The sequence below is a fragment of the Bifidobacterium cuniculi genome (assembly GCF_000741575.1).
GTDB classification, from domain to species: Bacteria; Actinomycetota; Actinomycetes; order Actinomycetales; family Bifidobacteriaceae; genus Bifidobacterium; species Bifidobacterium cuniculi.
In genome coordinates, this window is record NZ_JGYV01000013.1 from 1 (window position 1) to 18,946 (window position 18,946).

Annotated in this window: 14 protein-coding genes, 2 tRNA genes, 1 rRNA gene and 4 CRISPR repeat arrays; of the genes, 9 read left to right on the top strand and 8 right to left on the bottom strand. The window is 62.5% G+C overall.

The window, feature by feature from the left end:
* Positions 1 to 372: ribosomal RNA gene (locus BCUN_RS07595) — 16S ribosomal RNA — on the bottom strand; the annotation flags it as partial.
* An 834-nt stretch (positions 373 to 1,206) separates the two neighbouring features.
* On the opposite strand from BCUN_RS07595, the gene BCUN_RS07600 reads away from it, so the two are divergent.
* Positions 1,207 to 1,278: transfer RNA gene (locus BCUN_RS07600), tRNA-Val, on the top strand.
* A 25-nt stretch (positions 1,279 to 1,303) separates the two neighbouring features.
* A tRNA-Gly gene (locus BCUN_RS07605) sits at positions 1,304 to 1,379 on the top strand.
* Positions 1,380 to 1,588: 209 nt separating this feature from the next.
* On the opposite strand, the gene BCUN_RS07610 is transcribed toward BCUN_RS07605, so the two are convergent.
* From BCUN_RS07610 to BCUN_RS07625, 3 genes are all read right to left on the bottom strand, one after another.
* On the bottom strand, positions 1,589 to 3,637 hold the full coding sequence (locus BCUN_RS07610; protein ID WP_033518294.1) for an elongation factor G: 2,049 nt from the start codon (positions 3,635 to 3,637) through the stop codon (positions 1,589 to 1,591).
* Positions 3,638 to 3,682: 45 nt separating this feature from the next.
* On the bottom strand, positions 3,683 to 5,224 hold the full coding sequence (locus BCUN_RS07615) for a basic amino acid/polyamine antiporter (RefSeq protein ID WP_051920928.1): 1,542 nt from the start codon (positions 5,222 to 5,224) through the stop codon (positions 3,683 to 3,685).
* Positions 5,225 to 5,495: 271 nt separating this feature from the next.
* Entirely contained in the window at positions 5,496 to 5,714 is a 219-nt protein-coding gene (locus tag BCUN_RS07625; protein ID WP_033518298.1) for a hypothetical protein, read from the bottom strand.
* A 191-nt stretch (positions 5,715 to 5,905) separates the two neighbouring features.
* On the opposite strand from BCUN_RS07625, the gene BCUN_RS12365 reads away from it, so the two are divergent.
* Positions 5,906 to 6,079 (top strand): hypothetical protein, encoded by a 174-nt coding sequence (locus BCUN_RS12365; protein WP_156100144.1) that lies wholly within the window; start codon positions 5,906 to 5,908, stop codon positions 6,077 to 6,079.
* 94 nt (positions 6,080 to 6,173) lie between these two features.
* Here the strand turns inward: BCUN_RS12365 and BCUN_RS12980 are convergent, their stop codons facing one another.
* Positions 6,174 to 7,115 carry a hypothetical protein gene (locus BCUN_RS12980; protein ID WP_034258556.1) on the bottom strand — a complete coding sequence of 314 codons (942 nt, stop codon included), beginning with the start codon at positions 7,113 to 7,115 and terminating at the stop codon, positions 6,174 to 6,176.
* Between the two features lie 239 nt (positions 7,116 to 7,354).
* On the opposite strand from BCUN_RS12980, the gene BCUN_RS07635 reads away from it, so the two are divergent.
* Complete coding sequence (locus BCUN_RS07635) at positions 7,355 to 7,687, top strand: hypothetical protein (protein ID WP_033518784.1); 333 nt, start codon at positions 7,355 to 7,357, stop codon at positions 7,685 to 7,687.
* Positions 7,688 to 7,832: 145 nt separating this feature from the next.
* On the opposite strand, the gene BCUN_RS07640 is transcribed toward BCUN_RS07635, so the two are convergent.
* On the bottom strand, positions 7,833 to 8,444 hold the full coding sequence (locus tag BCUN_RS07640; protein ID WP_034258558.1) for a hypothetical protein: 612 nt from the start codon (positions 8,442 to 8,444) through the stop codon (positions 7,833 to 7,835).
* Between the two features lie 944 nt (positions 8,445 to 9,388).
* Here BCUN_RS07640 and BCUN_RS12985 point away from each other — a divergent pair.
* The 4 genes from BCUN_RS12985 (at position 9,389) to BCUN_RS13050 (ending at position 11,281) form a co-directional block, all read left to right on the top strand.
* Positions 9,389 to 9,547, top strand: coding sequence for a toxin glutamine deamidase domain-containing protein (locus BCUN_RS12985; RefSeq protein ID WP_081895622.1), 159 nt, complete (start codon positions 9,389 to 9,391; stop codon positions 9,545 to 9,547).
* Positions 9,548 to 9,645: 98 nt separating this feature from the next.
* Entirely contained in the window at positions 9,646 to 9,933 is a 288-nt protein-coding gene (locus BCUN_RS07645; protein WP_033517955.1) for a hypothetical protein, read from the top strand.
* Positions 9,934 to 10,183: 250 nt separating this feature from the next.
* Complete coding sequence (locus BCUN_RS13045) at positions 10,184 to 10,573, top strand: transposase-like zinc-binding domain-containing protein (RefSeq protein WP_476559206.1); 390 nt, start codon at positions 10,184 to 10,186, stop codon at positions 10,571 to 10,573.
* 9 nt (positions 10,574 to 10,582) lie between these two features.
* The gene (locus BCUN_RS13050) at positions 10,583 to 11,281 is read left to right on the top strand and encodes a hypothetical protein (RefSeq protein ID WP_051920930.1); all 699 of its coding nucleotides are present in this window, start codon (positions 10,583 to 10,585) and stop codon (positions 11,279 to 11,281) included.
* Here BCUN_RS13050 and BCUN_RS12370 read toward each other — a convergent pair.
* Positions 11,210 to 11,593, bottom strand: a complete 384-nt coding sequence (locus tag BCUN_RS12370) for a hypothetical protein (RefSeq protein WP_033517954.1) — start codon at positions 11,591 to 11,593, stop codon at positions 11,210 to 11,212. The genes BCUN_RS13050 and BCUN_RS12370 overlap by 72 nt on opposite strands.
* Positions 11,594 to 11,868: 275 nt before the next feature.
* Positions 11,869 to 12,203: a CRISPR direct-repeat array (repeat unit 29 nt; unit sequence CGGATCATCCCCGCATACGCGGGGCAACT).
* Between the two features lie 217 nt (positions 12,204 to 12,420).
* On the opposite strand from BCUN_RS12370, the gene BCUN_RS12375 reads away from it, so the two are divergent.
* Positions 12,421 to 12,579, top strand: coding sequence for a hypothetical protein (locus tag BCUN_RS12375; protein ID WP_156100145.1), 159 nt, complete (start codon positions 12,421 to 12,423; stop codon positions 12,577 to 12,579).
* Positions 12,580 to 12,598: 19 nt separating this feature from the next.
* A CRISPR array of direct repeats spans positions 12,599 to 13,299; the repeat unit is 29 nt; unit sequence CGGATCATCCCCGCATACGCGGGGCAACT.
* Between the two features lie 79 nt (positions 13,300 to 13,378).
* A CRISPR array of direct repeats spans positions 13,379 to 13,896; the repeat unit is 29 nt; unit sequence CGGATCATCCCCGCATACGCGGGGCAACT.
* 91 nt (positions 13,897 to 13,987) lie between these two features.
* A CRISPR array of direct repeats spans positions 13,988 to 17,921; the repeat unit is 29 nt; unit sequence CGGATCATCCCCGCATACGCGGGGCAACT.
* Positions 17,922 to 18,004: 83 nt separating this feature from the next.
* On the opposite strand, the gene cas1e is transcribed toward BCUN_RS12375, so the two are convergent.
* Positions 18,005 to 18,943, bottom strand: coding sequence for a type I-E CRISPR-associated endonuclease Cas1e (gene cas1e, locus BCUN_RS07660; protein WP_051920931.1), 939 nt, complete (start codon positions 18,941 to 18,943; stop codon positions 18,005 to 18,007).
* Positions 18,944 to 18,946: the final 3 nt, after the last annotated feature.

Sequence of the window (18,946 nt, forward strand, 5' to 3'; positions counted from 1 at the left end):
GCAATATTCCCCACTGCTGCCTCCCGTAGGAGTCTGGGCCGTATCTCAGTCCCAATGTGGCCGGTCGCCTCTCAGGCCGGCTACCCGTCAAAGCCTTGGTAGGCCATCACCCCACCAACAAGCTGATAGGACGCGACCCCATCCCATCGCCGCAAAAAGCCTTTACCCACAATCACATGCGATCATGTGGAACATCCGGTATTACCACCCGTTTCCAGGAGCTATCCCGGTGCATGAGGCAGGTTGGTCACGCATTACTCACCCGTTCGCCACTCTCACCAGCCAAGCAAGCTTGGCCGGATCCCGTTCGACTTGCATGTGTTAAGCACGCCGCCAGCGTTCATCCTGAGCCAGAATCGAACCCTCCACAAAAAAACAAATGCGGAAAGCCAACAAAGACTCTCACAAAAACAAAGATTTATTTCACAAAGGAAAATCAACGAAACACCACCGACCCCACCCCCAAAAGGAGACAGGACACGGCGATGCCCACTCAAAACCTCCCAACCCCATTCACAGCTCTCACTGACCCACACCACACAGGCACGGGCGGGATTGGACTGGCAATCAAAAAACAAACCCTCCAACAAACGCTGGAGGAAGTAGTACAGTACACGCTCTTGAGTTCTCAAACCACCACCACACACCAGGAAAGCCCGGCACCCGAAGGAACCCGACCGCCCGGCGGCAGCAAGAGAAAAACCTACACCACAACCACCCAAAACGCAAACCCACCCCTCCCGGACACGCCCCGAACCCAACAAACACAACACCTCCACCGGCGTGTCGCAAACCAGGCAAACACACCCCACCCCGGCACCCCATGACGGGGCGGACCCTCCGCCCGGCGGCCGCATCGGCGCGTCGGGCCCGCGGGATACCGCCAGAGCGGACCCAGGGCGAAACCGCCAACCAAGGAACGGCTCCCTGGCGGCGCACGATTCCCACGCCCGGAAAATCGTGCGCCGCCATGCAGCGCACAACCCGAATCATGCGCTCCCTGACGGCGCATAATCCGCCCGTGCCGAAAAACGTGCGCCGCACCCCACGGCTCTCCCATGCGCAGGAAGGCGGCGCGCGCTCGTAGGCGGCCGGGTCCTGAACGAGCGCGGCTCTCCCATGCGCAGGAAGGCGGCGCGGACATGGGCGACGACACGTCGGCCGTCGTGTTTGTCCTCCCTCTCCCGTAGGTTAGTTCCTCGGCCCGGGCGGTTGGCGCAGTGGTAGCGCACTTCCCTGACACGGAAGGGGTCACAAGTTCGAATCTTGTATCGCCCACGAACGTACTTCGGTACGGTCCTTTGCGGACATAGCTTAGTTGGTAAAGCGCGACCTTGCCAAGGTCGAGACCGCGGGTTCGAGTCCCGTTGTCCGCTCCAGTGAAAGAGCCCCGGTTTCCGGGGCTCTTTCCATATCAACCAATCAACCAACATCAGCCAACGCACACTTCATGTGCTTCCCGATCACCGTTCCGCCAAGCTCCCCCTCAGGGCACGTGGAACATTCCCTTCGCTACCTCCGGCCCGGCACAATCCAATCGACCCGATAGCGCCACCGCACGTAGCACCGGCACCTTCGGGCCGTCGGATCACTCCCTCATTGCCACATGCGCGAACCGCGGTACCTGGTACCACTTCACGGGATACCCTGCGCCATGGGCGCAGAACACCGAGTCTGGCGTATGCTCCAAGTCTACTTCCGGTTCATAGTGCGCCGCTTCCACCACGGCAGCCTCGTCATGGGCGGCACGATATCCAGCGAAGACCACGCTGAGCCGCCCCTCGCCGTGCGCGTAGGCGTTGACTTCCATGGCGTAGTCGCGCATGCCGCTGACCGGCGCATCGCCCTCAAGCACGGCATAGGCACCATCGAGCGTCGGCGGCTCGCTGGTGCCGCCCATCCGCTGCACGTCGCTCATGGCGCGGCCGACCATGTCCTGCGGCAGTTCCAAGCGGAAACGGTACCACGGTTCCAACAGCCGGCAGTTACCGGCCCCCTGAATGCGGGCCGCCGGCGCGTCGTCGTCGGTGTCATCGCGGCCATCGCCTACGAAGCGGTCGGCGACTTCCTCGACGCTGGCCTCGGTCGGTACGCCGGCACGTGCCTCCATGAGCCCCTGCCGCAGCGCACGGTACGTGGCCTGCCGGAAGTCGCCGCCCTCGGTGTGCTTGAGATGGCCGCGCCCCGCAATCAGCGAAATGCGCATGTCCGTGACCGGAGCGCCGACCAGCACGCCGAGGTGTTCGCGTTCCCGCAGATGCTGCAGCACCAGACGCTGCCAGTTGACGTCGAGGTCGTTGACGGAGACGTCGCTGGCGAACTCGAGTCCGCCGCCCTGCGGCAGCGGCTCGAGCAGCAGGTGCACTTCCGCGTAGTGCCGCAACGGCTCGAAATGCCCGACACCCTCCACCGGTTCGGTAATCGTCTCCTGATAGAGGATCGAGCCGGCGTCGAAGGTCACGGGCAGCTTGAAGCGCTCACGCATCAGCTGCTCGACCACCTCCAGCTGGACCGCGCCCATGAGCTGGACGCGGATCTCCTGCAGACGCGGATCCCACACCACGTGCAGCAGCGGGTCCTCGTCCTCCAGTTCACGCAGGGCCAGCAGCACATGGTGGCTGTCCAGGTCGCCCACGTCGACGGTGTAGGTGAGCACCGGCTGCAGCTCGGGGCGCGCCGCGTCCTGCGCACTGCCCAGGCCCTCCCCCGGAAAGGTGCGTTCGGGGCCGGTCACCGCGCACACCGTGCCCGCAGGCGTCGACTCGATCGTCGTGAACTTCGCGCCGGAGTAGCGGCGCACCTGGTCGACCTTCTCCTCGCCGTCGCCTTCGGGCAGCAGCATCTTCGCACGCAGCTCGCCGCCGGTCACCTTGAGCCAGGTCAGCCGGTTGCCCTGCGTGTCGTGCGAGATCTTGAAGACGCGTGCGCCGAACTGCGCAGGGTACTCCGGTTCGCGGGTGAAGTGCACGAAGCCACGCAGGAAGTCGTCGATGCCTTCCATGCGCAGCGCCGCACCGAAGAACACCGGCACCACCAGGCGGTCCGCGACCATCGACCGGATGCGCGACGGCGACAGCGTGCCGTCGGACAGGTACTCCTCCATCGCCGTCTCGTCCTGCATGGCGACCTGTTCGAGCTGCGCGTCGTCCAGCGTGCCCTCGGCGGCGCCGGTGAAGTCGATGCACGCGTCGGAGAAGCGTTCGTGCAGCTCCTGCAGGACGTGCACGCGGTCGACGCCCGGCGCATCCGTCTTGTTCACGAAGACGAACGTCGGCACTTCGTACCGCCGCAGCAGCCGCCACAGCGTCTGCGTGTGGCCCTGCACGCCGTCGGGCGCGCTCACCACCAGGATCGCATAGTCGAGCACCTGCAGGGTGCGCTCCATCTCCGCGGCGAAGTCGACGTGGCCGGGCGTGTCCAGCAACGTCAGCTGCGCCCCGTCGGTTTCGATGATGGCCGGCTCCGTGTAGATGGTGATGCCGCGGGCACGCTCCATGGCGTCGGTGTCGAGAAACGAGTCGCCATGGTCGACGCGGCCGAGGGCGCGCGTCGTACCCGTCGCATACAGCAGCGCCTCCGACAGCGTGGTCTTGCCGGCGTCGACGTGGGCGACGATGCCCGTGACGATGCGCTTCATGACGACTCCTCTCCGCAGATTGCCTACCCGGACAGTCTAGGCGGCTCAGCCGAACATGCCGCTGCGCCAGGTGCCGACGACGCCGATGACGCCAACCACCACGATCGCCGCGAACAGGATGAGCTCGCGGCGGCTCAGGAAGCGCTCGCCGGGCGCACGCTGGCGACGCGCCACGGCGTAGATCGGCAGGCCGATGGCGAACAGCGCGCAGGCAACCATGAGATAGTGCAGCCCGGCGGAGTAGACGAGGAACAGCGAAAACAGCGACCCCAGGATGCCGACGGCGAGCGCACGCCGGCGCGTCACGCCACCGGCGGCGAACAGCGTCGGCCGGCGGCGCACCAGCCGCCACAGGTACAGGCAGCACAACAGGTAGCAGGGCATCGCCATGACCGAGGTGATGGAGATCATGACGTTCCAGGCATCTCCCTGCACGAAGTGGCAGACGAGGAAGAGGACCTGGCAAACCACGCCGGTCCACAGCAGGCCGACCGCCGGCGCGCCGTGGCGGTTCTGCCGGCAGAAGGAGCGCGGGAAGAGACCGTCGCGGGCGGCGAAGAGCGGCATCTGGCTGATCATGATCGTCCACACCAGCCAGGCGAACAGCACGGAGACGATGACGCCGACGTTGACCATGGCCCCACCCCACGTACCGAAACGTTCGCCCATGATGATGGACATGGAGGGGTTGGGCATGGCACCGAGGGCATCCATGTCGTAGACGCCGAGCGGCAGGATGGACACGAGTACGTAGAGGACGAGGACGGTGAGGTAGCCGGCGACGGTGGCACGGGAGACGTCCTTCGAGCTGCGCGCCGAGCCGGAGACGACGACGGCACCCTCCATGCCGATGAACAGCCACAGGGTGACGAGCATGGAGCCGCTGACCTGGCTGCCGACGCGCGAGAGGTCGAAGGCGAGCGGTGCGCCGTCAGCGGCCATCCCCCAGAAATCGTGCAGCGCGATGCCGCCGCGGAACAGCGTGAGCATGGCGATGATGAAGACGACGACGGGCACGATCTTGCAGACGGTGCCCACGACGTTGATGAGCGCGCCGGTGGTGACGCCGAGCATGGAGATGCCGACCATGAGCCACATGATGGCCGAACTGACGAGCACCGAAAGCAGGTTGTTGCCGTTGATGAAGGTGCCGGGCAGGAAGATGTCCATCGTGGACATGACGAGCACGCCGTAGGCGACCAGGGAGAAGCAGTTGCAGATCCAGTAGCCGTAGGCCACCAGGAAACCGACGAATCCGCCGAAACCGTACCTGGCATAGGAGTAGAGGCCGTCCTTGAGGTCCGGCTGGACGATGGTGAGGATGCGCAGGGTGTCCACGATGAACCACATACCGACGCCGGTGATGGCCCACGCGATGAGCTGGCCGCCCATGCTGGCGTGCTGCGCCATGTTCTGCGGCAGGCTGAAGACACCGCCGCCGACCATGGCCGAGATGACCAGGGCGAAGAGGGCGACGAAGCCGACCTGGGCTGGCTGCGCGACGGGCACGGAATGTGGGGACTGCGCGGACGGGGATTGCGCCGGGACGGCGGTATCTGAGCGTTGCGCGTGCCGGGTTCCTGCCATGGAGCCTCCCGAAGTGGAATCGACGTGGGAATGGGGCTGGCGGCTTCCTGGCTCAGGGAACACGATCAGCCGTCACACCATGGTAGCGGGAATGGGGACGAAGGAGTGGAGCGCGAGGAACGGGAAGGATGGGTCTGGCAGGTGCAGGGGATGCCACTTGATGAACAGCGACTTCAGGCGAGATAAGCCGGAGCGATCCCACGCAACAATGCAACATGGCGTGCCCTCGTCGGCAACGAGGAAGCACGCCATGCCATAAAAACAGGGAAACTCAGCCTTCCTGGGCTTCGTCCTCACGCTCCTGCGCCTTGTCCACGTTCGCGGCGGCCTTGGCGATGTCCACGTCGGCCTTCTCGTCGTGGTGGGCGGCACGTTCGGCGTCCTTGATGACGTCCTTCTCCTGGTGCTCGGCCTTCTTCTCGTCGATGTCCGCCTTGAAATCGTCGAAGCGTTCCTTCATGGTCTCGTGGGTCTTCTTGTCGTCCGTCATCGCGTCCGCCTTTCGTTGTTGTCTTGCAGCCCGGTTGGGCTCTTGTTCCATTACATCGCACCTTGGGCGCGGCCGCCGAGACTGTCGCGTTCGGCGTATTTCCCAGCGAACTGCCATGTCGGGCGAGTACAACTGGCTTGCAGGGCCATGCGGCGCACCGCCGCCGGCCGAGGAAAGGCAAGGAGGCCGTCATGACCGACGACATGAGGAACGAGGAAGAGCGCCTGGCGCAGGATGTCCAGGACCTGCTCGACACCAAGGGCAAGGATCCGGACGCCGCTGCCGATGCACGCGAGGCGCTGGCGGACGAGAAGCTGGACGACCTGTTGCGCCACGATGCACAGGAGTCACGGCAACGGGACTGACCTTCTCCCGGGCGTCATGAACGCGGATGGCGGGCATCGGCTGAACGTTCAGCCGATGCCCGCCATCCGCGTTCATGACGCCCGTCCGGTTCGGTCACCAGTCGTAATCGTCCAGATCGATGTCGGAGTCGAGGTCGTACTTGTCGAGCGTGTCCTGATAGCTGTCGGGGATGCCGACTCCGCCCTCGCCACTCTCGCTGCCGGAGGTCGCCGTGCCTTCGCCGACGACCTTGCCGTCGGCCTTATAGATGACCTTCACCTCGAAGTTGTCGAGGTTCTTCTCGTCATGAATGGTTTGCCACATGATGCGCGCCATGCCGGCCGCCACATCGTTGCCCACGGATCCGAGGTTCGCGTTGTCCATGCTGATGGTGACGGTGAGCGTATCACCGGAAACGGAGCATTCCGCGGTGACACCGACGGCGGTTTGGGACTGGCAGGAGCCGGCAACTTCCTTGAGGACGACGTTGCCGCCGCCACCGGCCGCATTCACCGCGACGACGATGCCGACGACCGCACCGATGACAACGAATGCCGCGATGAGCCACACCCACCACTGCTGGTACCACTTCTTCGGCTGTTCGGCAACGGCCTGCATGAACGGCTGCTGTGGATAGCCGGCCATGGTGGGCGCGCCGGGGTACTGCTGCATGGGGGATTGCCCGGCGGGAGCGCCTTGCGGGTAGCCGTACGGCATGCCCTGTCCCGTTGCGTCCTGCGCCGGCGGCACATAGGCCGGCGCCTGCGGGGCCGCTCCTTGTGGCTGCCCGTAGGCGGCAGCGGGCTGCTGGGGCTGGCCATACGGCTGCTGCGCCTGGCCATAACCGGGAGCGGGCGCCGGCGAATGGCCGTACTGTGCCGCGGGCTGCCCATAGGACGGCACGGTCGGCTGCGACTGTTGGGCGTACTCGCCGGCAGGCGTGTATCCCTGCTGCGGGGTTTGCTGGTATCCCGGTCCGTATCCGGATGCCGACTGTGGCTGCGACGTCTGCGGCACGCCTTCGGGCGCGTTGTCCTGCGGATTCGGGTTGGTCATAGATGGTCCTCTCCTCTGGGGATGTGTCTCCATCCTACCGGAGATAACGATTGCAAACCGCCATACCGACGCTCCATGAGACACCACTATGCGCACAGCGCACTTCCCGGCTTCCTGCTACGCGAGTTTTCCCCGCGGCGGAAGCTGCACGGGCGCCAGCCTGTTGGCGGCTACCATGACCAAGGCAATGGCCCCGACGCACCGTGCGACGAGGCGGAAGGCATAGGAAAGGAACTGCAATGGCAGAGGTTACCGAGGACATGACCCGCACCGGCATGGCGCTGAACAACTGGTACGAGGTGCTGTTCGACAACAAGGACATCGCCGACTGCGACGACGTGGAGGCCATGCGCGGCCTGTCCGAGATGAAGGACACCGACAAGAACCGCGACCTGCTGATCGTGTCCGCTTCCCGCATCGGCCTGCCGGAGGTCACCGTCTCCGTGCTCGAGCAGTGGGTGAACGCCGACCGCGTGAAGTCCGACAAGTTCCCTGCCGACAAGGGCTTCTTCTCCTCTGACGTGCGCGACATGATGAGCACCGACCTCAAGGTCTTCGAGACGGACGACTGAGTCAAGCCGACGATCGATTATCGGGGCGGTCATTCCCATGACGAAACGGGAATGACCGCCCCGATGGCTATGTGCCTTCGCATGTTTGATTCCTTGCGCCGTGTGCAAGCGATGGGCGACATGGCTCGCACACGGCAGCTTGAAATCAGTAAGTCCCTCTGAGGCCGCTGCCGGTATCAGAATCCAGACCATACTTGTCGAGCATGTCCTGGTAGCTGTCGAGGGTCCCGGAACCGGTGCTGTCGGCGGAGGTCGCTGCCCCTTCGCCGACGACCTTGCCGTTGCTCTTGTAGATGACTTTCACTTCGAAGTCGTCAATGTTCTTTTCATCGTGAATGATCTTCCACATGATGCGCGCCATGCTGGCCGCCACTGCATCGCCCTGGGAAGTAAGACGGTCATCCTCCATGCTGACGGTGACGGTAATCGTATTCCCGGACACGGAGCAGTCCGCGCTGGTGCCGAGGCTGGTTTGGGATTTGCAGGTAGCGGCCATTTCCTTGAGGGCGCTATTGTCTTCCGTCAGAGTACTGTCACCCTTCTCGGAACCGCTGTCGCCCTCTGTGATGGCACTGCTATTGCCTTCCCGCGAGGCACCGTTGCTGCCAGCACCACCGTTGACCGCGAGGACGATGCCGACAACCACGGCGATGACGACGAGTGCGGCGATGAGCCACACCCACCACTGCTGGTACCACTTCTTGGGCTGCACCTCTGATGCGGGCGCAAACGGTTGCTGCGGATATCCAGTCATCATGGGCGTAGCGGGGTATCCTCTTGCTGCGGTTGCCCGGCATGAGGGGCTGCCCAGCAACCGCACCTTGCGGATAACCGTATGGCGACATGACCTGCCCCGTAGCGCCCTGTGCAGGCGGCGCGTATGCCGGTGCTGCGGGACTGCCCCTTGTTGCTGCCCGTATGCGGCAGCGGGCTGCTGGGTCTGCGCATACCCTGGCGTGGCAGCCAGAGGCTGACCGTACTGTTGTGCAGCCTGTCCATAGGACGGGGCTGGCGACTGCGGCTGTTGGGCGTACTCGCCGGTAGGCATGTATCCCTGCTGCACATACCCTTGTTGCGGGATCTGCTGGTATCCCTGCTCATATCCTTGCGTAGGCTGTGGCGTCTGCGGTGCGCCTTCGGGCGCACCGTCATGCGGATTGGGGCTGGCCATAGATGGTCCTCTCCTCTGGGGATATGTCTCCTTCCTACATGAGACAACGATTGCAAATGTCTTTCCCAAGGCTTTACGAAGGTTCGATACGCGCACAGCGGACATCCGGTCGTTCGGCTACGTGAGTTTCCATGCGACAGAAGCCACACGGCTATGCCAGTCGTCGTCGGCTGGCATAGCCGGCCGCCTCGGCGCCGGCGCACCGACGCCGAGGCGGGCGGCATAGAAACATCGGAGCAATGGACAAAAGGGCAATTCATGCTCCAGGGAACGATTATGTCGAATGGGTAAGCATATGCCAAGAAAACAGCCTCGAACCATTGTACTCATCGGTCTTTCGGTATGTTCATGGTTCCGAGTCGTTGACTGACGTCATGAAACGACCAACATGCACCTATTCGGCAAGAAACATAAACAAGAACGACACCCCACGGCACGGCATGACTATTCCCGAAATACCGATTTGACAAAAATACGCATACGCGGGGCAACTTGGCCCAGGGAATGGCAAAGAATTCATCGAACAGACAATGCAGGAATGGGGCAAGGGCAGCCGGGCCATAGTCGAGGTCGAATGGAAAGGACGAGAGAGGGAAGGCCATGTTTTCATTGCCGAGAAAATGAAACACGGTATCCGGTTCATGGATCCGCAAATCGCGGCATGCTCGAATAAGCCTCAGGAAGCCTGATCCGTTGAACGACACTTTAATCTGGCCAAGGACGGAAAGACATATAATAGCGAAAGCCACGGAACAGGCAAGAAAGATGTGTTTGGAGGTGTAGAATCATGGCGATTACGGTGCATGAAGCGATTCGAAAGGTTGCCGCTCTACAGCCTTACCTGCAGGTCGTGGGAGTATCCGACTCGTTGGATGCATGGATAATAGGCACGGGATTTCCCGGAGAGGTCGTTCCCGGCCAACCGATGTACCTCGTGAAGAAGGAGACGGGCGATACCTGCCATATGGCGGTCGCGGACGACAATTTCTGGAAGTACATGCCCCATGCCCAGGACGTGGAGGTCGAAGATATCCTCTTGCCGTACCAGGATTCGATTGGCAAACATGCATCATGATGCGGATTTAACATGCTACTGCATGCCACATAAAGCCACCCTGCGGGGTGGCTTTTTTCGGGTTATCGGCCAAAAAGTGTGTAAAAAAAATCGGCCCTCAAGCCAATCAGGAGAAGGCTTGAGGGCCGACCCATAGTCTGACAGCCGACCATGCCACCCGGCCAGAAAGTGTGTAAGAAAACACTCCCGAGACACTGCAATCATTGACCTTACGGCATGTTCATGGTCCCCGGCATCGTTGACTGGTGTCATGCAACGACCAACATGCGCCCGATGCGGCAAGACCATGAGCAAGAACGGCACCACCAGCGCAGGCAAGACCCGTTACCGATGCACCACGTGCGGCACGAGCCGTACCACCACGCAGGACCACGCCGCCCGCGACCTTCGCTACGGCCTGGATTGGCTGCCGGCACGCGCCAGCCAGGACGAGCACCGACCGGCCACGCGCACCCTCAGGCGCCGCTGCCGGATGCTGTGGGACCTCATCCCGCCCGTACCCCGCGACGGCACCGTGCAGCGGGTGCTGCACCTGGACGGCATCCACCTGGGCCATGACACGGTCGTCCTGATCGCCATGGACGGCCACTCGCACGTGGCCGGCTGGCATGCGGCCCGCCGCGAGGCGTCCGATGGGTAGGAAGCGCTCATGGCACGCCTGGCACCACCCGACCCGGTCGTGCGCGACGGCGACGGCGGCCTCTTGAAGGCCCTCAGGGAACGCTGGCCGGACACGCCCGTGCAACGTTGCCTGTTCCACGTATGCCTGGCGATCACCAAGACCACCGGCACCAAGCCGAGCACCGATATCTGCCAGCAGCTGCGCGACCTGGCCGTGCAGATCAGCGAGGTCCACGACGACGAGTCCGCCATCCGGTGGCTCGACGGCCGGCAGGACTGGTGCCACAGGTGGCAGGAGTACCTGGACGAGACCGTCACGGACGCCAAGGGCAGGAAACGGCCCGCGCTTCCCCGGATCGTGGCCGTGCGCAGGATGGCCGACAGGCTCATCGCGTCGGGCACCCTGTTCGCGTTCCTGGACCAGGAGGGCGCGCCCGCGACCAACAACCGCATCGAGTCCGCCAACGGGCGTATCCGCCAGATGCCCAGGGACCATCGCGGCATGAGCAAGGCCCGCATGGTCAAGGCGATCTGCTGGTGGTGCCACCAACACGGCGAGCACCCGGAATCGGACGCGTGGCTGGCCGCGCACGCGCTCACCGAACAGCAAGTGGACGACTGGTACCGGGACGCGTGGCAACACCGGCCACAGGACCTACGCGACCCTGACAGCCTGCCACTGCGCTACGGGATCGGCATCGACTGGAACGCATTCCACGACCACTAGCCCTTTACACACTTTTTGGCCTATAACCCGAGTTTTCTCCATTCGCAACTGTTCAATCTGTGCACGTGTCTCGGCGAGGTCACGGTCAGCCTTCTCCTTTTCGGAGAGTTTCTCATCCTCGTAAGCGCGGTTCTTCTCCTTGAGGCCCTTGTTCTCCTCGCGCAAGTTCAGCACAAGCTTCCAGGCCTTGTCGGCGTCGAACTCGATGCCTTCCCTGGCCCAGGGTGCCTGTTCAGTGCCGGTGGCGGTCTCGTCGTCGGATGCCGTGGGCTCAGGGTCTGCGAGCTGAGGGGTGGTGTCCGATTCTGCCATCAATGGCTCCTTTCTACTTTTGTGGCATATCCGTAGCATCGTGCTAAAATGAACCTGTCGGGAGATTCCATGCAACCAGCTTTCAAGACTGGAAGATAAGTCAAGGGGTTATCTCCCGATTTTTTGAGTAACCGTACTTCTCTCAGGCCTTTTGCATCGAATACCCATAGTTCCGATATGCCTGAAGATGGGTGTCGCAGATTGAATTGCGATAACTGGTACAAAACTTTTTCCGGCGCTGTGGCCTCAGGACCGAAATCGATGAGGAAATGGTCCGGATCATCCCCGCATACGCGGGGCAACTAGCCACCCCGTAGGTGGGGTGGCTCTTCTCATCGGATCATCCCCGCATACGCGGGGCAACTGACGACGGCAAACCGCTGGCAGTGCCGAAGGACGGATCATCCCCGCATACGCGGGGCAACTATCCAACCCACACGCCGAGCCATCGACGCGTTCGGATCATCCCCGCATACGCGGGGCAACTGTATCTTCACCAAGCAGGTTGTCGAGGCCCGTCGGATCATCCCCGTATACGCGGGGCAACTCAGCGTCCACCGTCCAAACTGATGGTCGTGGTCGGATCATCCCCGCATACGCGGGGCAACTGAGGTTACTGGACGACTAGTCACAGTCGTCAGCGCTAGAGGGTTTAGCCCTACAGGCTCATAGCCTGACTAGCGCACTAGCCGTGCGGATGTCGCGCGGTGTATCCACGGTGGGGCATGCCGTGGTGATGGTAGAACGGCCCGAAGGGTAAAAAATACCCCGAAGGCTGCAACCTTCGGGGTAATGTCTTTCGGGCCGTAGTGCCCGGAAAGATAACCATGAAGAATACTACCGTAATCAGCGGCCGGCTGCAAGTCGGCGACAACGTGGTCGAGGTCGAGACCATCGACTCGGAGATTCGCGTCACGCTGAACGGGGCGCGCGTCTCCCTGGAGACTGCATACAAGTTCGTCGCCCTGCTCCGTAGTCTGCTGTAGTGCCCAAGGGCTGCCGTCGCGGATCATCCCCGCATACGCGGGGCAACTTGTCAGCAATACCGCAATGGCGGGTGACAGAACGGATCATCCCCGCATACGCGGGGCAACTTCGCTTTCCGGGTCATCGAACTCCGTGTAGGTCGGATCATCCCCGCATACGCGGGGCAACTCCGCCTTCGACCCATTGCCCGGCCAGTGGGCACGGATCATCCCCGCATACGCGGGGCAACTGGGCGCAGCACGTTGCTGCCGGCCTCGCCGATCGGATCATCCCCGCATACGCGGGGCAACTGCCGCGTCCGTCTTCGCGGCAGCGGCATCCTTCGGATCATCCCCGCATACGCGGGGCAACTCTGGTGCCGCGTATTTGAACAGTGCGTCGAATCGGATCATCCCCGCATACGCGGGGCAACTCCGGGCATCCCGATCGGTTGAACCGTTTCGAGCGGATCATCCCCGCATACGCGGGGCAACTACCCTCACCACCGGCGAAAAAATGGAAGCCGGCGGATCATCCCCGCATACGCGGGGCAACTGCCTTCATGGTCGGCGACTTCGCCACCGGATTCGGATCATCCCCGCATACGCGGGGCAACTCGCCCACCTCGGTGAGGATGCCACCCGGCGGCCGGATCATCCCCGCATACGCGGGGCAACTTTTGAGCATGCACGTTGGGCATACGGTGGGGGCGGATCATCCCCGCATACGCGGGGCAACTGCACTCGCATGCCCCAACTGTGCCTGCAACGTCGGATCATCCCCGCATTGATCTCGGCCGCGTAGTGGATGCTGAGCGTGCGGATCATCCCCGCATACGCGGGGCAACTTTGTGCCGAACGCAGTCGAGTCGGCGCCTTTTCGGATCATCCCCGCATACGCGGGGCAACTGGCTTGCGCCATGGCACCACGCCCTGCTCCAGCGGATCATCCCCGCATACGCGGGGCAACTGCGGCAGGCAAGGAATTCGACGCCTACAAATCCGGATCATCCCCGCATACGCGGGGCAACTGGCGCGGCCGCTGATGAGTTTGGAGACCGTACCGGATCATCCCCGCATACGCGGGGCAACTGCCGCCTTTGAGGAGGGCGCTGAACGATGGCGCGGATCATCCCCGCATACGCGGGGCAACTGCCGCGCGGTATCGTCCCCACTCGCTTGCCGTCGGATCATCCCCGCATACGCGGGGCAACTGGCGGGGATGTCATCGGTCATTGGTTATCTTCCGGATCATCCCCGCATACGCGGGGCAACTCGGGCAGCGCCTCTCCCCCTCGAGACACGTGTCGGATCATCCCCGCATACGCGGGGCAACTGTCGACCGCCCCCGCCTCATGCCCGAAACAATCGGATCATCCCGCATACGCGGGGCAACTATACGGGGGGCGCTCGCCGGGTTGCAAACCGACGGATCATCCCCGCATACGCGGGGCAACTTCCCCCTTCGCGGACTCGAGAATTTCGTCGGCCGGATCATCCCCGCATACGCGGGGCAACTACACCATGGACGCTACCACGGTCGATGACACGCGGATCATCCCCGCATACGCGGGGCAACTGGGCGGCATGCGGTTCCTGCGCTGCCGGGTCTCGGATCATCCCCGCATACGCGGGGCAACTGCACATTGAGATCCATCCTCGACGGCGCCGAGCGGATCATCCCCGCATACGCGGGGCAACTCATGAGTCGCTGCAATAATGGGCCGGCCTACCCGGATCATCCCCGCATACGCGGGGCAACTCGCTCTAGGTAGGCGTCGAGTCGGTCGGCGGCCGGATCATCCCCGCATACGCGGGGCAACTCCACGCATCCACAACACCAGCATATCCGTCCGCGGATCATCCCCGCATACGCGGGGCAACTGCGGCAATCAACTCAGCCAAGCGCGTCCGCGTCGGATCATCCCCGCATACGCGGGGCAACTGGATACCCGCTCCCAGCCGCTCACACCCAACGCGGATCATCCCCGCATACGCGGGGCAACTGCCTGGAGCCGTGGGGGCAGCGCGGTAAGTGGCGGATCATCCCCGCATACGCGGGGCAACTTTGGAGGTGGTGACGGCGTCGGCGAACACGACCGGATCATCCCCGCATACGCGGGGCAACTATGGCCACCAACATCACCCAACAGGACCACCTCGGATCATCCCCGCATACGCGGGGCAACTGCATTGGCTTCCTGCGACAAACGGTTCGCGTCCGGATCATCCCCGCATACGCGGGGCAACTGCCGCCTATGTGGCTCTCATGGCCTACTCGGCCGGATCATCCCCGCATACGCGGGGCAACTGTGCGGTTGGCGGACCTGTGCGGCTCACATCGCGGATCATCCCCGCATACGCGGGGCAACTCGGGTCGTCCAAGCGCTCCTTAAGAAGAAAGACGGATCATCCCCGCATACGCGGGGCAACTTTTTTTTGATCCTCCAGTTTGCGCGTCAGCCCCCGGATCATCCCCGCATACGCGGGGCAACTTCCTGCTCGGCAACCAGCTGCGACTGCAACTCCGGATCATCCCCGCATACGCGGGGCAACTCCTTGTGCCATGAGCGCGTCCATCACCGCCCACGGATCATCCCCGCATACGCGGGGCAACTCCGCGCGTGCATCCATAAATGCGTGCGCCGCGCGGATCATCCCCGCATACGCGGGGCAACTCGACCTCGCATTGCGCGCAGTACCAGAACAGACGGATCATCCCCGCATACGCGGGGCAACTTTGAATAAACTTAGGGCCATGTCGCTCATCCCCGGATCATCCCCGCATACGCGGGGCAACTGACCCCCGAGAAACCAAGGAAACCACCATGCCCGGATCATCCCCGCATACGCGGGGCAACTCGCATCATAAAACACGGGAACGGTACGGATGCCGGATCATCCCCGCATACGCGGGGCAACTAGAATGGCCATGCCATAAGGCAGTGGCCAATTCGGATCATCCCCGCATACGCGGGGCAACTGTTCTCGGGCGATGAAATCGAACGAGGGGGAGCGGATCATCCCCGCATACGCGGGGCAACTCTTCCTGTCTGTGAGGTTTTCCGTTTGGATAACGGATCATCCCCGCATACGCGGGGCAACTGCCACGCAACGCGCCCACTTCGATGGTTTCCGCGGATCATCCCCGCATACGCGGGGCAACTTGCCGTACCCTCGGCAGGTGAGATTTTGGGGACGGATCATCCCCGCATACGCGGGGCAACTTCGTCGATTAGATCGATAAATGGGGGCTTTACCGGATCATCCCCGCATACGCGGGGCAACTCTCATCAAGGACGTGGCATGAGCAGCGAAGCACGGATCATCCCCGCATACGCGGGGCAACTCATGCTTCTTCCCTTCCCTTAGAATGCGGGTTCGGATCATCCCCGCATACGCGGGGCAACTTCGTCGGATTCGACCAGGACGCCCTGCACGGGCGGATCATCCCCGCATACGCGGGGCAACTATGAGTCTGAAGGATTTACGTACCTCGCGGGGCGGATCATCCCCGCATACGCGGGGCAACTTTTTTGTGGGGAGGTGTGCCTGATGCCGTGGTCGGATCATCCCCGCATACGCGGGGCAACTACAATCTGCACGCCGTTGACATCGTGGCAAACCGGATCATCCCCGCATACGCGGGGCAACTCATTGTGCAACCCTGCGCCGCGTCGGCTCATGCGGATCATCCCCGCATACGCGGGGCAACTCGAACGCCAGGAACAGCATCCCGGCCCCAAAACGGATCATCCCCGCATACGCGGGGCAACTGCGCCCACGCTGCGAGCGGCACGGGCTGATGCCGGATCATCCCCGCATACGCGGGGCAACTCGCATCATAAAACACGGGAACGGTACGGATACCGGATCATCCCCGCATACGCGGGGCAACTCAAAATTTTGCTGATAGTACCCTCATGGTTGACGGATCATCCCCGCATACGCGGGGCAACTCGACCTCTCGGCCGACAGGACTCGCGACGTTGCGGATCATCCCCGCATACGCGGGGCAACTCGGCGTTGCCGTATCTGGCGGCTCGTAGTGCTCGGATCATCCCCGCATACGCGGGGCAACTGTCGTCATAGTCAACATGTAGTGGGCCCCAGCCGGATCATCCCCGCATACGCGGGGCAACTCTGATAAACAGCTTCGGGTCAGCGCGCAACGCCGGATCATCCCCGCATACGCGGGGCAACTCTGGATGTGGGCGGGGCGACACACCGACATCACGGATCATCCCCGCATACGCGGGGCAACTAGCACGTGTACGGCAAAGACGTCCACAATGAACGGATCATCCCCGCATACGCGGGGCAACTGATGCCGCCAACAACGGCGCCCCCGTCGGCATCGGATCATCCCCGCATACGCGGGGCAACTAGAGAGGCGGGGCATTCCGTTGCCGAGAAGTCCGGATCATCCCCGCATACGCGGGGCAACTTGCTCGTCGCGCTCTCTACCACCAACACCACACGGATCATCCCCGCATACGCGGGGCAACTTCGATGCGCTGGTTGCCGGGGCGGACGCTGACCGGATCATCCCCGCATACGCGGGGCAACTTGTCCACTGCTCTCATTCGGTGGGACGGTGAACGGATCATCCCCGCATACGCGGGGCAACTAACATCTGCCCAACGGCCGGTGCCGCCATGAACGGATCATCCCCGCATACGCGGGGCAACTTTGGGAGTACATGAGCGCGCCCGTGCCGAACTCGGATCATCCCCGCATACGCGGGGCAACTGGCGACTACAAGGGACGGCCCCAAACCGTCGTCGGATCATCCCCGCATACGCGGGGCAACTAGGCCTTGTCATCGTAGACGCCGGTGAGGGCGCGGATCATCCCCGCATACGCGGGGCAACTGAGTTTGCACCAATCGAGCTCATTGTGGACGTCGGATCATCCCCGCATACGCGGGGCAACTGCAGGTAGTCGCGTACCAGTGCATCCGTTCTGCGGATCATCCCCGCATACGCGGGGCAACTTTGGAGTTGTGGAGCTTGCGCTCGACACCGTTCGGATCATCCCCGCATACGCGGGGCAACTTACGTATCGTGTGCCGAGTCCGACCTTGGCGGCGGATCATCCCCGCATACGCGGGGCAACTTACGACCGCGTCCAGCATGTTCGGGTTGAACGCGGATCATCCCCGCATACGCGGGGCAACTACCTCGCCCGTGCAAGGCCGATCAGCTTCACGCGGATCATCCCCGCATACGCGGGGCAACTTCGTTCCGCAAGTGCGGCGACGACGCCACGTTCGGATCATCCCCGCATACGCGGGGCAACTGGGCCTTCGCCCTGACCTCCGCGTCGATGTCCTGGATCATCCCCGCATACGCGGGGCAACTAGACTGATAGTAAGCCAAACCCCATTCATTGACAAGCCTGAAAAATTTGATTTGCACAACGCTCACTTGTGTATAGTTCAACCTCATAGTTGACACTTTGGTTCAACCTCATAGTTGACAGTGCACGTAATCCGGATCCTCGTATCTTCGACTTCCAAATCGTCCGCGCCACCATCCCGATCAACAAGCAGAAGACGCCGTATGTCGTGCACACAGCGCTCCATGAATTTGCCGTCTTTCATCCTATTCCTCAAAGATTTCCGGGCTGCCGACGACGGATCCGAGACTTCCATTGCAGCAAGGTCGAAAGCTAGGGGAATGGTCATGTCCACTTTGTACAGGTCGGCGATATCGAATACGAAACTCCGTTCGTCCCGCGCATGTACGAACCCGAGTCCCGGTGAGCAGCCAAGCGCCACGATTACGGCATGGACCACGCCATACAGTGACGTATTGACGGCAGACAATGCCCTGTTGATCAGGTCCGCATCGTCAAAATCGGTCATCTTGTACACGCGCCCTGACCAAGGGACCCCTGTGCGCTCCGATTCACGTTCATACGCACGGCGTACCCTCGTTCCCTCCTTTCCCAACAGTTGCTGCATGGTTAAACCATCCGTCTTCTCGTTCGGGAAACGCATGGCATACATGCGACGGGCCACTTTCAAACGTCCGCGTTCAGAAGAAACAAGTTTCGCCTGTTCTTCGAGCAAGCGGGTTGATGAGGCGAGCGAGGCACCGTGGCAGTAATAACGTACGCCTCGCTCGCCTACCCATATGCACGTTGAACGTGACTCAGCCAACAAACTCATGGCCGAATGGGTGACATTGGTCCCTGGCCCAAGCATAAGCACGCTCAAGGCTGCAGCAGGAACATGGATAGTGCCGCGTCTATCTGTCAGCGTGACGGCATTGTCGTCGCGGTTCACCACGCAATGCTCTGCATACAGGAAAGTCAACCTATCCTGTACACGTACCAATGATTTCAACTCAGGTGGCTTGACTCCAGGAATCTTGCCCATTGT

Bases quoted from the DNA above. Each gene is read 5' to 3' on its own strand.
- BCUN_RS07625 (WP_033518298.1), bottom strand. From the start codon at position 5,714: ATGACGGACGACAAGAAGACCCACGAGACCATGAAGGAACGCTTCGAC.
- BCUN_RS12365 (WP_156100144.1), top strand. From the start codon at position 5,906: ATGACCGACGACATGAGGAACGAGGAAGAGCGCCTGGCGCAGGATGTC.
- BCUN_RS07640 (WP_034258558.1), bottom strand. From the start codon at position 8,444: ATGATGACTGGATATCCGCAGCAACCGTTTGCGCCCGCATCAGAGGTG.
- BCUN_RS07635 (WP_033518784.1), top strand. From the start codon at position 7,355: ATGGCAGAGGTTACCGAGGACATGACCCGCACCGGCATGGCGCTGAAC.
- BCUN_RS13045 (WP_476559206.1), top strand. From the start codon at position 10,184: ATGCAACGACCAACATGCGCCCGATGCGGCAAGACCATGAGCAAGAAC.
- BCUN_RS12980 (WP_034258556.1), bottom strand. From the start codon at position 7,115: ATGACCAACCCGAATCCGCAGGACAACGCGCCCGAAGGCGTGCCGCAG.
- BCUN_RS07615 (WP_051920928.1), bottom strand. From the start codon at position 5,224: ATGGCAGGAACCCGGCACGCGCAACGCTCAGATACCGCCGTCCCGGCG.
- cas1e (WP_051920931.1), bottom strand. From the start codon at position 18,943: ATGGGCAAGATTCCTGGAGTCAAGCCACCTGAGTTGAAATCATTGGTA.
- BCUN_RS07610 (WP_033518294.1), bottom strand. From the start codon at position 3,637: ATGAAGCGCATCGTCACGGGCATCGTCGCCCACGTCGACGCCGGCAAG.
- BCUN_RS13050 (WP_051920930.1), top strand. From the start codon at position 10,583: ATGGCACGCCTGGCACCACCCGACCCGGTCGTGCGCGACGGCGACGGC.
- BCUN_RS07645 (WP_033517955.1), top strand. From the start codon at position 9,646: ATGGCGATTACGGTGCATGAAGCGATTCGAAAGGTTGCCGCTCTACAG.
- BCUN_RS12375 (WP_156100145.1), top strand. From the start codon at position 12,421: ATGAAGAATACTACCGTAATCAGCGGCCGGCTGCAAGTCGGCGACAAC.
- BCUN_RS12370 (WP_033517954.1), bottom strand. From the start codon at position 11,593: ATGGCAGAATCGGACACCACCCCTCAGCTCGCAGACCCTGAGCCCACG.
- BCUN_RS12985 (WP_081895622.1), top strand. From the start codon at position 9,389: ATGCAGGAATGGGGCAAGGGCAGCCGGGCCATAGTCGAGGTCGAATGG.